This is a genomic window from Lactiplantibacillus sp. 3062, from assembly GCF_055413545.1.
This window is the reverse complement of record NZ_JBVAYE010000003.1, coordinates 265,009-277,400: the sequence shown is the minus strand read 5'-3', so window position 1 is coordinate 277,400 and position 12,392 is coordinate 265,009. Positions and strand designations below refer to the sequence as shown.

The 12,392-nt window shown below is 44.0% G+C and carries 9 protein-coding genes; 7 read left to right on the top strand and 2 right to left on the bottom strand.

The window, feature by feature from the left end; translation table 11 throughout:
- Positions 1–2: 2 nt before the first annotated feature.
- The gene (gene tsaD, locus ACWQAU_RS07270) at positions 3–1,049 is read left to right on the top strand and encodes a tRNA (adenosine(37)-N6)-threonylcarbamoyltransferase complex transferase subunit TsaD (protein WP_011101143.1); all 1,047 of its coding nucleotides are present in this window, start codon (positions 3–5) and stop codon (positions 1,047–1,049) included.
- An 886-nt stretch (positions 1,050–1,935) separates the two neighbouring features.
- Here the strand turns inward: tsaD and ACWQAU_RS07265 are convergent.
- Complete coding sequence (locus ACWQAU_RS07265; protein WP_013355247.1) at positions 1,936–3,918, bottom strand: ABC-F family ATP-binding cassette domain-containing protein; 1,983 nt, start codon at positions 3,916–3,918, stop codon at positions 1,936–1,938.
- 168 nt (positions 3,919–4,086) lie between these two features.
- Between ACWQAU_RS07265 and ACWQAU_RS07260 the strand changes: the two genes are divergently transcribed.
- Complete coding sequence (locus ACWQAU_RS07260) at positions 4,087–4,764, top strand: redox-sensing transcriptional repressor Rex (RefSeq protein WP_003640983.1); 678 nt, start codon at positions 4,087–4,089, stop codon at positions 4,762–4,764.
- Between the two features lie 164 nt (positions 4,765–4,928).
- On the opposite strand, the gene ACWQAU_RS07255 is transcribed toward ACWQAU_RS07260, so the two are convergent.
- Positions 4,929–5,573 (bottom strand): CPBP family intramembrane glutamic endopeptidase, encoded by a 645-nt coding sequence (locus ACWQAU_RS07255; RefSeq protein WP_011101144.1) that lies wholly within the window; start codon positions 5,571–5,573, stop codon positions 4,929–4,931.
- A gap of 192 nt (positions 5,574–5,765) precedes the next feature.
- Between ACWQAU_RS07255 and groES the strand changes: the two genes are divergently transcribed.
- The 5 genes from groES to ACWQAU_RS07230 all read left to right on the top strand — a co-directional run bounded on the left by groES (position 5,766) and on the right by ACWQAU_RS07230 (position 12,355).
- Entirely contained in the window at positions 5,766–6,050 is a 285-nt protein-coding gene (gene groES, locus ACWQAU_RS07250; RefSeq protein WP_003640985.1) for a co-chaperone GroES, read from the top strand.
- Between the two features lie 55 nt (positions 6,051–6,105).
- Positions 6,106–7,731 carry a chaperonin GroEL gene (groL, locus tag ACWQAU_RS07245; RefSeq protein ID WP_003640986.1) on the top strand — a complete coding sequence of 542 codons (1,626 nt, stop codon included), beginning with the start codon at positions 6,106–6,108 and terminating at the stop codon, positions 7,729–7,731.
- A 248-nt stretch (positions 7,732–7,979) separates the two neighbouring features.
- Positions 7,980–9,815: an APC family permease gene (locus ACWQAU_RS07240; RefSeq protein WP_003640987.1), complete on the top strand. Its 1,836-nt coding sequence runs from the start codon at positions 7,980–7,982 to the stop codon at positions 9,813–9,815.
- Positions 9,816–10,030: 215 nt separating this feature from the next.
- Positions 10,031–11,128 (top strand): glycosyltransferase family 4 protein, encoded by a 1,098-nt coding sequence (locus ACWQAU_RS07235; protein ID WP_003640988.1) that lies wholly within the window; start codon positions 10,031–10,033, stop codon positions 11,126–11,128.
- 324 nt (positions 11,129–11,452) lie between these two features.
- Positions 11,453–12,355 (top strand): phosphate ABC transporter substrate-binding protein, encoded by a 903-nt coding sequence (locus ACWQAU_RS07230; RefSeq protein WP_003643949.1) that lies wholly within the window; start codon positions 11,453–11,455, stop codon positions 12,353–12,355.
- Positions 12,356–12,392: the final 37 nt, after the last annotated feature.

The following is a 12,392-nucleotide window of genomic DNA, read 5'->3' as shown; positions in this document are numbered from 1 at the left end:
GGATGGGAACCGTGGAAAAACAAAACTTGATTTTAGCGTTTGAGTCCAGTTGTGACGAGACTAGTGTGGCAGTGATCAAAGATGGCCATGAGATTTTATCCAACGTGATTGCAACGCAGATTAATAGTCACAAACGGTTTGGTGGCGTGGTTCCTGAAGTTGCCAGCCGTCATCATATTGAACAAATTACAATTTGTATTGAAGCCGCACTTCAAGAGGCACACGTGACGTATGCTGACCTTGATGCTGTTGCCGTGACGTATGGCCCCGGTCTAGTGGGGGCACTGTTAGTCGGTGTTAATGCAGCTAAGACAGTGGCATACGCGCACCAATTACCGCTGATTCCAGTTAACCATATGGCTGGGCACATTTATGCTGCTCGGTTCGTTAAGCCGTTCGAATTTCCGCTAATGGCACTATTAGTTTCTGGCGGTCATACTGAATTGGTCTACATGCAAGCAGATGGGCAATTTGAGATTATAGGTGAAACACGTGACGATGCGGCTGGTGAAGCCTATGATAAAATCGGTCGGGTATTGGGTGTTCCATATCCGGCAGGTAAAGTCATTGACGAGATGGCACATGCAGGCCACGACACTTTCAAATTTCCGCGAGCAATGATTGATGAAGATAATTACGATTTTAGTTTTAGTGGGCTGAAGAGTGCGTTCATCAATACGGTCCATCACGCAGATCAAATTGGCGCGACTCTGGATAAGAACGATTTAGCGGCTAGCTTTCAGGCTAGCGTGGTTGATGTCCTGATGAGTAAAACGTTACGAGTCCTTAAACAATATCCAGTTAAGCAATTGGTCTTAGCCGGTGGCGTTGCAGCTAACCAGGGGCTACGTGAACGGTTACAACAAGATTTACCAGCCGCTTTCCCTGACACCGAACTAATCTTAGCGCCTCTAAAGTTATGCGGTGATAATGGTGCCATGATTGGTGCTGCGGGCTATGTTCAATATCAGCATCACCAATTCGGCGACGCGACGCTGAATGCCGATCCAAGCTTAGAATTTGATTGGATGCCAGGTATGTTGAAGTAATGAAGCAGTTATAAACGGGTGTGAAAAGACAGTCCTTTTCACACCCGTTTTAGTATCTTTTCATTAATTATGATTAAAAGAGGATGATTCCTAGAATCAAAAATGACCAGCTTAAGCCCGCTGGAAATAGTTCAAGTTAGTGTAAACTTGCTTAGTTAGTTCGTCCTACACCGACCTCCAGGCATTTCTGCCAATTGCCGGAACGTGGTGGGCACAGATTTGAGCCGAAAAACCACGTCTCAAATACTGGCCTTTCACTAACCAAGCACAGGACGCTTGCTAAGTGAAATTTCACCACTGGGCATTGTCAGAAACGCCTTCCAGTCGGGATAGCGTTCGAATGGCTGATAGGGGCGTACTCAACTTTTGCTGGATTTGTCGTTGTTTTTCATAAACGTTAATTTTATCAATCAACTGTCAGATTGAAAAGGTCTTGTGATAACTCACTATTTCTGAATTACCGTAGTAATAATTGAATATTTCGAAAAAGTGGAGAAGGCACTCTGATATTTGACTTAAAGGGTTCAGTATCAAAATAGCCAACGACAAATTGTACCGAGTTCAGTGGCCGTTCATCAGCCATTCGAGCGGCATCCCGACTGGAGGGGCTGGGTGACAATGTTCAGTAGCCAAATTATTCTTAGCTGGAAGTGGGTTCCTTCCGGCTTAGAATAAGACTCAAATCGACGTCGGCTTACGTTCCAGCAATTGTCACCCAGCCCCGGAGGTCGGAATCGGACGCGCATTGCTGACGAACAGGAACCCACCTAACCGGCACCTTTCAATCATGATTTATGCCGCGGATAGGGGCAAAATAATAGTCGCCTTAAGAATTATATTAATTCTTGAGGCGACTATTATTTTTATCTGATGAGTCATTGGAAAATTAGCTCAATTCTTCTAAAGCTTCAGCTTGTTCGGTCCATTCGGTTTCAACTTGTTCTTGTTGAGTATTGATGGCTTCAAGTTCTTTTTGTAGGTCTTGTAGTTTACCAACATCGGCCGATACTTCAGGTTGCGCCATTTCAGTTTGAATCTGTGTGGCTTGTTCATCTAAGGCAGTCATCTGTTCTTCCAGGGCGGCAACTGAGCGCTCGAGCTTGCGCTTTTCACGTTGTTGCTGCTTGCTGGCTTGGTAATTTTGCTGGCCTTTGGAGCGGGGAGCAGCAGTTGTGGCACTGGTTGAATCCGCTGCACCGGCTTCAGCAGCTTTTTCGGCCGCTTGGCTAGCAGCCGCAGCCGCGATTTCAGCTTGCTCTTGTTTCTTGTCGATGTAGTAGTCGTAATCACCTAAGAAGAGTTCCGTGCCTTCCGGAGAAACCTCTACGACACTCGTGGCGACTTGGTTAATGAAGTAGCGGTCATGTGACACGAACAAAAGGGTGCCGTCAAAGTCGTTGAGGGCGACTTCCAAAACTTCACGGCTATCGATATCCAAGTGGTTAGTTGGTTCATCTAAGATTAAGAAGTTGTCATTTTGCATGGCAAGTTTGGTCAACAGTAACCGGGCTCGTTCTCCACCAGATAGGGCATGAACGGGTTTATCAACATCTTCACCAGTGAAGAGAAAACTGCCCAAAATGGTACGAATGTCTTTTTCAGGAGTGGTGGGATGTTCATCCCAAAGTTCACTGAGGACGGTTTTTTTGTCGTTTAAATTACGTTGCTCTTGATCGTAGTAGCCCGTAACGACGTTGGTGCCAAAAACGGCCTGGCCTTTAATGAATGGAATCTGTCCCAAAATACTCTTTAGGAAAGTCGATTTTCCAATACCGTTCGGTCCAACAATGGCAATAGCTTCATGTTTCTTAATATTCAAGTTGTCGGGTTCCGAAAGAATCTGACCATCATAGCCCACGGCTGCATCTTTGACGGTCAACACAATGTTGCCGCTTTGTTTAGCCGCATGAAAGCCAAAGTGGGCAGTCTTCTCGTCACTATCAGGGCGGTCAAGGCGGTCCATCTTTGCTAACTGCTTACGCCGAGCCTGGGCCCGTTTTGTCGTAGAAGCACGCACGATGTTACGATTAACAAAGTCTTCAAGCTTGCTGATCTCCGCTTGTTGCTTTTCATAATGTTTCCATTGTGCTTGGATTCGAGCCGCTTTTTCTTGCACAAACTGGTCGTAGTTACCAGTGTAGTGCACCATTTCATGGTGTGATAAGTCATAGACTTCGTTAACGACCCGGTCTAAGAAATAACGGTCATGGCTAACGATTAGCAGCGCACCAGAGTAAGACTGGAGATAGCTTTCCAACCAAGTAAGAGTTTCGACGTCCAAGTGGTTCGTCGGTTCGTCAAGGATAAGCAAGTCCCGTTTTTCAAGTAACAACTTGGCCAAGGCCAACTGGGTCTTTTGTCCACCGGATAGTGCCGTCACCGACTTATCGTACACATCGGCGTCGAATTGGAAGCCGTGCAACACGCCCCGAATCTCAGCTTGGTAGCCGTACCCGTTTTTTTGTTGAAATCCAGTTTGAATCTGATCATAGGTTTTCAGGGTCTGTTGATAAGCCTGCTCATCATTCATGATTGCGGGGTCGCTCAATTGATTTTCGAGCTGGTGCATCCGTTTTTCGATGGCATGTAACTCAGCAAAGACACTACTCATTTCTTCCCAAATCGTATTGTTACTATCCAGTCCTTGGTCTTGCGCCAAGTAACCGATTGTTAAGCCCTTGCGCATTGAAATCTGGCCTTCGTCCGGTACCGTTTCGCCGGCAATCATTTTAAGTAAGGTTGATTTTCCGGCCCCGTTTCGACCGACGAGGGCCACCCGAGCGTGTTCTTGAATATCCATTTGTACGTTATCGAACAAGACATCGGCGCCAAAACGCCGCATAACTTGCTGTACTTGTAGTAAAATCACGCTTTATTAAGCTCCTTTCACATTTAATTCGTGACATAATTGTAGCATATTGTAACGGCCTGACCCAATTATTCGGAATAATAAGTAATTATTATTTCACAAAGTCACGCGTTATGCTAGAATAGTGTCAGCAAATTCACAAACTTTTAATTAGGAGGACACGTCCGAATGGCAGAAACAAAAATTCCACGGGCAACGGCAAAACGGTTACCGATTTATTACCGCTATTTAAATATCTTGCTAGATGCAGATAAGAAGCGGGTCTCATCGACCGAGTTGTCCGAGGCGGTTAAAGTAGATTCAGCAACGATTCGGCGAGATTTCTCGTATTTTGGGGCGCTCGGCAAACGAGGGTATGGATACGATGTTGAAACGTTACTTGCATTTTTCAAAAAGATTTTAAATCAAGACACCTTAACGAATGTTGCTTTAATTGGGGTCGGTAATTTGGGCCACGCCCTACTGAACTTTAATTTTCACAAAAACAGTAATGTCCGCATTTCAGCAGCATTTGATGTCAACGAGGCGATTGCCAATACAGTCCAAAGTGGGGTTCCAGTGTACCCAATGACGGAGCTCAAAAAGCAATTGATCGAACAACAGATTGAGATTGCTATCTTAACGGTGCCAACCACGGTTGTTCAGAAAATTACCGATGACTTGGTTGATGCAAACGTCAAAGGAATCATGAACTTTACGCCGTTACGAATCTCCGTTCCTGAGACAGTACGGGTTCAGAACGTTGATTTGACCAACGAATTACAAACATTGATCTACTTCATTGAACATTACGGTCAGCAATTAGGTGACAATGGTAATGACGATGAAAATGAGACTGAAGATTAATAACTCGCTTTATCTTTGAAATTAAATGGCTATAAAAAGGCTTCTCTGAATTATTCAGGGAAGCTTTTTTAACATACTTAGATCACGAATCATTGATTGTAACGTATAAATATTCGGTGAAAATTAACGTTGAAACGCTAGGTTAGCGCTACCTAGTAATGATACTAGTGCAATAAGCCTAATAACGTGGGTAACACGACCGATGCGTTCATCAGGATGTGAGCCGTCATCGATGTTTGAATCCGACCGGTGTGCTGGTATAACCAGCAGAATAATAACCCGATAAAGGCATAGAGGATAAAGTGACCATCCGCATGTGCAAAGCTAAATAACACACTAGAAATCAAGGCCGCCCCAATCTGACCAGTAACCGCACTTAGATTGCCAAAGATAACTTTGCGGAAGACGATTTCTTCCATAATCGGGGCACCGACAATGATGGCTAAGAAGAAAGCGGGATATTGTTGCCCAACAGTTAAGAGGGTGGTCGTGTTGGTTGACGCTGTTGACTGTCCCAGTAAAGCCGTCATTTTTAAAATGATGACTTGACCAATGATGACTAGGACAAGACCGATCAATCCCCAGATGAACGTCATGAACCAGTTACTTGGTTGTTTTTCAACAACGTTTTTTGTCCGCATGCGACTCGCCAACCAGATGAGTAGGATTGCACCGACTAAGTAGTCGACCGTTTGAATCACGAATACTTGGGCCCCTAGCTGATGGAAAGCAGTCACAAGGACGCTCGGTAGTGCGTAAATAATAAAGTAGATGATAAGAATAAAGATTGATTGGCGGCGATTAACCATCAAGTCACGTCCTTTTAAAAGTTTGATTTAAGATTTATTGATACTTCAATAGTATTCATTATAGTCGATTTGACATTCTTTGACTAATAATTGACAAATCACTTGCAATCTTGAATTAAAATGATATAGTTGACAATGTAATTAGCACTTGAGGTTGAGGAGTGCTAAAAAAGAATAAATGGAGGGATTCACGTGTTAAAACCATTAGGAGATCGCGTTATCTTGCAACAACAAGAAGAAGAAGAACAAACAATTGGCGGTATTGTCATTGCCAATAACGCTAAGGAAAAGCCCCAAAGCGGTAAGGTTGTTGCCGTCAATGACGGTCGTGTTTTAGATAACGGGACAAAAGTTGACCCCAGCGTGAAGGTCGGCGATCAAGTATTATTCGATAAGTATGCCGGTACCGAAGTCAAGTATCAAGGTGCTAAGTATTTGGTATTGCACGAAAAAGATATCGTTGCAATCGAAGACTAATCCATTTAAATTGCGCAACTTAAAATAAATTAAATTCATGAGGTGAATAGAGATAATGGCTAAAGAATTAAAGTTCTCTGAAGATGCACGTTCAGCGATGCTAAAAGGTGTCGATCAATTAGCTGACACAGTTAAGTCAACGTTAGGTCCTAAGGGTCGCAACGTTGTTTTGGAACAATCATATGGTTCACCAACAATTACTAATGATGGTGTAACGATTGCTAAGGCGATCGAATTAGACGATCATTTCGAAAACATGGGTGCTAAGTTAGTTTCTGAAGTTGCTTCAAAGACTAATGACATCGCTGGTGATGGGACGACTACTGCAACGGTCTTAACACAATCAATCGTTAATGAAGGTATGAAGAACGTTACGGCCGGTGCTAACCCTGTTGGCATTCGTCGTGGGATTGAAGAAGCTACTAAGACGGCGGTTGACTCATTACACGCTATGGCACACGAAGTTAAGACGCAAGAAGATATTGCGCAAATCGCTTCTGTATCTTCAGCAAGTGAAGAAACTGGTAAATTGATTGCCGAAGCCATGGAAAAAGTTGGTCATGACGGTGTTATCACGATTGAAGAATCACGTGGTGTTGATACTAGCTTAGACGTTGTTGAAGGGATGCAATTCGACCGCGGCTACTTATCACAATACATGGTTACTGATAATGATAAGATGGAAGCGGATCTTGACAATCCATATATCTTAATTACTGATAAGAAGATTTCAAACATTCAAGATATCTTACCACTATTACAATCCATCGTTGAACAAGGCAAGCCATTGTTGATCATTGCTGATGACATTTCTGGTGAAGCTTTACCAACCTTAGTCTTGAACAAGATGCGTGGGACGTTTAACGTTGTCGCCGTTAAGGCACCCGGTTTTGGTGATCGGCGTAAGGAACAATTACAAGATATCGCTATCTTAACTGGCGGGACGGTTATCACTGACGACCTTGGCCTTGAATTGAAGGACACGACCATCGATCAATTAGGTCAAGCCAACAAAGTTACGGTTACTAAGGATAACACCACCATTGTTGAAGGCGCTGGTTCCAAGGATGCTATCTCAGAACGGGTTGAATTTATCCGTAACCAAATCGGTGAAACAACTTCTGACTTTGACAAAGAAAAGTTACAAGAACGTTTAGCTAAATTAGCTGGTGGGGTTGCCGTTGTTCGTGTCGGTGCCGCTACTGAAACTGAATTGAAGGAACGTAAATACCGGATTGAAGATGCTTTGAACGCAACTCGGGCCGCCGTTGAAGAAGGCTTTGTTGCTGGTGGTGGTACTGCTTTGATTAACGTTATCAAAGATGTTGCTGCATTGAAGGAAACTGGTGACGTTCAAACTGGGATCAACATTGTTAAACGTGCTTTGGAAGAACCAGTTCGCCAAATCGCTGAAAATGCTGGTTTGGAAGGCTCTGTTATCGTTGAAAAAATGAAGGAACAAAAGCCAGGTGTTGGTTTCAACGCCGCAACTGATGAATGGGTTGACATGATCAAAGCTGGTATCGTGGACCCAACTAAGGTAACGCGTTCTGCTTTACAAAATGCCGCTTCTGTTTCAGCCCTTCTCTTAACGACTGAAGCCGTTGTCGCTGAAAAACCTGAAGAAAATGCACCAGCTGCACCAGCCGCACCAAACCCAGGTATGGGCGGTATGATGTAAACAAATCGTAACATTAAGCACTTACTCGGCTGAGTAAGTGCTTTTTTAGTGCTGTTAGGGTGTGAATCGACTAGAATAAAGGTATTGATTTATCCATATTAGAGCGGTAGGATTAGTCGTTAACGCAAAATGTGGGTGCGGTGAAGCACCCACATTTAACTGGTAGTATTTGGCAGGGTAAAGTAGTAGAATCTACTTTGACTCAGTTTACTTTGGGATAATTATTTTGGAATAAAGGAGTTATTATCATGTGGCGTTATTTAAAGCGGTTAGTTATTGGGAAACCGTTAAAAACCATGGACGAGGGTGGGCAAGCACTCACCAAGTTCAAGGCACTGGCGCTGCTATCGTCAGATGCGCTATCATCGGTGGCTTACGGTACTGAACAGATTACGACCGTTTTGATTACACTTTCAGCGGCCGCGTTGATGTATCAATTGTACGTGGCGGCGCTTGTGTTAGTGCTGTTGTTTGCTATTACGATGTCGTACCGACAAATTATTCGGGCTTATCCATCTGGCGGTGGCGCCTACGTGGTGGCAAGTACGAACTGGGGGCGGCCAGCCGGATTAGTTGCCGGGGGATCACTGCTGGTTGATTATATGCTGACCGTAGCGGTTTCCGTCACTTCTGGTACTGAAGCAATCACGTCGGCGATTCCGGCGCTAGCTAATTATCAAGTATTGATTGCCGTACTGATTGTCATCGCCATCATGGCGTTAAATTTGCGTGGAATGCGCGAATCCGCATCATTCTTAACGTTCCCCGTTTATTTTTTCATTATTATGATTATCGGCATGATTCTATGGGGCGTTATGAATATTGCGAGTGGTAACTTAACTTATCACGCCTCCGCAGCAGTTGGAGCACCGGTTCAAGGGATGACCCTGGTGCTGTTCTTACGGGCCTTTTCTTCCGGCTCGTCCTCGCTGACTGGGGTGGAAGCAATCAGTAATGCGGTGCCAAACTTCAAACGACCGAAACGCAAGAATGCGGCGAACACGCTAGCAATCATGTCATTAGTCTTGGCCGTCTTCTTTGGTGGTATTACTTATTTAAGTTATTACTTAGGCGTTAAGCCACAAGTAGACAATACCGTCTTGTCACAAATTGCTACGGCGGTCTTTGGTCACGGCTTATTCTACTACTTGTTACAATTATCGACGGCGTTAATTCTGGCCGTTGCGGCAAATACTGGTTTTTCAGCCTTTCCAATTTTAGCTTATAACTTGGCTAAAGATAAATTTCTACCACATGCTTACATGGATCGTGGGGATCGCTTGGGCTACTCCAATGGGATTATCTCATTGGCGGTCGGGGCAATTGCGTTGATCTTTATCTTTCATGGGAAGACGACGCTTTTGATTCCACTTTATGCGGTGGGGGTCTTTGTCCCATTTACTTTGTCGCAATCTGGTATGATTATTCATTGGTTCCGCGAACGGGGGCAATGGTGGTGGATGAAGGCGGCGGTAAACTTACTTGGGGCGTTGATTTCAATTCTCCTAGTGATTTTCCTATTCTTGCTACATTTCGGCAATGTTTGGCCATACTTAATCGTTATGCCACTCTTACTGTACATGTTCTACCGAATCCACGTGCACTATAACCGGGTTGCGGCCCAGTTACGCGTGGTTGCCAAGGAAAAAGCGGCGATTCATGATTATGACGGTGCAACGGTGATCGTCCTCGTCTCGAATGTGACGCGGGTAACTGCTCAAGCAGTCAACTACGCGCGATCCATCGGAGATTACGTCATTGCGATGCACGTGTCCTTTGATGAGAACCCCGAAAAGGAACACAAGACGGCGGCAGAGTTCAAAGAGACCTTCCCAGACGTCCGTTTCGTGGACATCCATTCGTCGTATCGGTCGATTGCAACACCGACGTTACGATTCTGCGATGTGATTGCTAAACGAGCAGCGGAACGCAACTTCTCGACAACGGTTCTTGTCCCACAATTCGTGCCGAAGAAACCATGGCAGAATATTTTGCATAATCAAACGAGTCTCCGATTACGAGCGGTATTAAATTCTCGTGAAAATATTATTGTTTCAACTTATAATTACCATTTAAAAGAATAGTGACTTAGTATTGAAACCCGGTATAGCTACCGGGTTTTTATTTTTGTGTCATAATATGAGTAACTAAGGTTATAATTTAGATACTTAATCAGCCCAGTGACCGGCAAATGTGAACGAATTGTGTTGCCTTTACTAAGTTTTAGTGAAGCGAGTTGTCAAGCGTCACTGGGATTTGTATAATTATCGTAATAGAGTGAGAAGGGAGTTACGCACAAATGATCAGATTTGAAATCCTAGTAAGCCTAGTGGCGACCATGATACTTTCTGCGATCTTGACGCCGTTTGTGCGGAAACTTGCATTTAAAATTGGTGCTGTGGATAAACCAAATGTACGACGGGTCAATAAAATTCCAATGCCGACAATGGGAGGCTTGGCTATTTTTATCTCTTACACCGTTGGGACGACTGTGTTGTATCTCATGCACCAGTTTCCCAGTCGCATTTTTTTCGCACTACTCGGTGGTGAGCTGATCATTATTGCGACTGGTGTTATCGATGATATTTATGAGCTAAAACCACGGCAAAAAATGTTAGGGATTACGTTAGCCGCTTTGGAGGTCTACTTTATTGGTGGTATCCGAATGACGACTTTCACGTTCCCGTTGCTGGGGCTGATTCACTTTCAGTGGCTGAGTTTACCGGTGACTTTACTGTGGATACTGGCTATCACGAACGCGGTGAACTTAATTGATGGACTGGATGGGCTAGCTACCGGTGTTTCGATTATTTCGTTGAGTACCATGGGGATCATCGGGTTGTTCTTCTTGAATGCTAATATGTTCGTTTCGTTGTTGATTTTTACTTTAGTTGCGGCGATGATTGGCTTTCTTCCGTATAATTTCTTTCCAGCTAGAATTTATCTCGGTGATACCGGTTCGTTGTTTATCGGCTTTATGACGGCTGTGTTCTCATTATTTGGATTGAAAAATGTCACCTTAATCTCAGTTGGTATTCCGGTTATGATCCTGGGAGTGCCAATTACGGATACGGTTTATGCGATGATTCGACGGATCCTGAATAAGAAGCCCATTTCGCAAGCGGATAAGCATCATTTGCACCACCGCTTGATGCAATTAGGATTGACCCATCGACAGACTGTGATGGTAATTTATGGGATTGCACTTATTTTCTCATTTATTTCATTGCTCTATCCGATCTCATCTATTTGGGGTTCTGTGTTATTGACGATTGGTTTATTATTTGGGCTAGAGTTATTCGTTGAAGCAATCGGATTAGCTGGTGACAATCGGCAACCGCTACTGGATTGGATCAAACGGACCGTCGCGCGTTTGACCTCCAAGAGTAATCATTAAAAACCAAATAAATCATTGAAAATTATTAAAGTGTTACAGGCATCTACCGTGTGATTAGCGGTGATGCCTGTTTTTAGTTGGTCATCAGTTGGTTCATCAATCTTAACTTTACCAAAACTATACAAGCAATTTACACAATCGTCATTCACAATTTACAAACGATTAGTAATATTAAGCATGTTCCGAAGCAATCAATTACGTGTAACCGTCGGACGGTGATGTTGCTCCATCACTAGTCGTAGCACTCCTACCCAGTTTTGCTATGATGGTTGCCGGGTTGGTTGCTTAATTTTGATAGTCAATTGAAGAAGGGGAGTTTCAATTATGAAAAAAGCACTGACACTCGGCGCATTGGCAGTAACGATGACCATTTTACTAGCTGGTTGCGGCAGTAGCTCAGCCACAAGTACGAAGAGTACTAGTAGCAGTAGTGGTAGTTCCAAGACTACTAAGATCGTTGCAACTGGTTCAACCGCTTTACAACCATTAGTGGAACAGGCTGGACAGGCTTACCAGAACGAACATGCTAACGTGACCATTAACGTTCAGGGTGGTGGTTCAGGAGCAGGCTTAAGTCAGGTGGCGAAGGGTTCAGTCAATATTGGGAACTCTGATTTATTTGCACAGGAACAAAAGGGGTTAGACGCCAAAGGGTTAGTTGACCATAAAGTGGCTGTTGTGGGGATGGCACCCGTTATTAATAAGGATGCCGGTGTCACTAATATTTCAAAAGAACAACTTATCAAGATTTTCCAAGGCAAGATCACTAACTGGAAAGATGTTGGCGGTAAGGACGAAAAGATTACCGTCGTTAACCGTGCTCAAGGTAGTGGGACCCGGGCGACGTTTGAAAAATGGGGATTAGACAACGCGAAGGTCGCAACTAGCCAAGAACAAGATTCGAATGGGACCGTTCAAAAAATTGTTAGCACCACGCCTGGTGCCATCAGTTACTTAGCATTCTCATACGTTAAGAGTGACGTTCAGGCGCTTTCTATTGATAACGTCAAACCAACCGAAGCTAACGTAGCGACGAACAAGTGGAAGATTTGGGCTTATGAACACATGTATACTAAGGGGCAACCAACTGGGGAGTTGAAGAACTTCTTAACTTACATGACTTCTAAAGCCGTTCAAGGTAGTTTAGTTGAGAAATTAGGATATATTCCATTGACTTCGATGAAGGTTGATCGTGGCCAATCTGGTGCAATCACTAATTTAAAATAAATAACAGACAAAAAGTCGAGCGATAGCTCGACTTTTT

Bases quoted from the DNA above. Each gene is read 5' to 3' on its own strand.
- tsaD (WP_011101143.1), top strand. From the start codon at position 3: ATGGGAACCGTGGAAAAACAAAACTTGATTTTAGCGTTTGAGTCCAGT.
- ACWQAU_RS07260 (WP_003640983.1), top strand. From the start codon at position 4,087: ATGGCAGAAACAAAAATTCCACGGGCAACGGCAAAACGGTTACCGATT.
- ACWQAU_RS07255 (WP_011101144.1), bottom strand. From the start codon at position 5,573: ATGGTTAATCGCCGCCAATCAATCTTTATTCTTATCATCTACTTTATT.
- groL (WP_003640986.1), top strand. From the start codon at position 6,106: ATGGCTAAAGAATTAAAGTTCTCTGAAGATGCACGTTCAGCGATGCTA.
- ACWQAU_RS07240 (WP_003640987.1), top strand. From the start codon at position 7,980: ATGTGGCGTTATTTAAAGCGGTTAGTTATTGGGAAACCGTTAAAAACC.
- ACWQAU_RS07235 (WP_003640988.1), top strand. From the start codon at position 10,031: ATGATCAGATTTGAAATCCTAGTAAGCCTAGTGGCGACCATGATACTT.
- ACWQAU_RS07230 (WP_003643949.1), top strand. From the start codon at position 11,453: ATGAAAAAAGCACTGACACTCGGCGCATTGGCAGTAACGATGACCATT.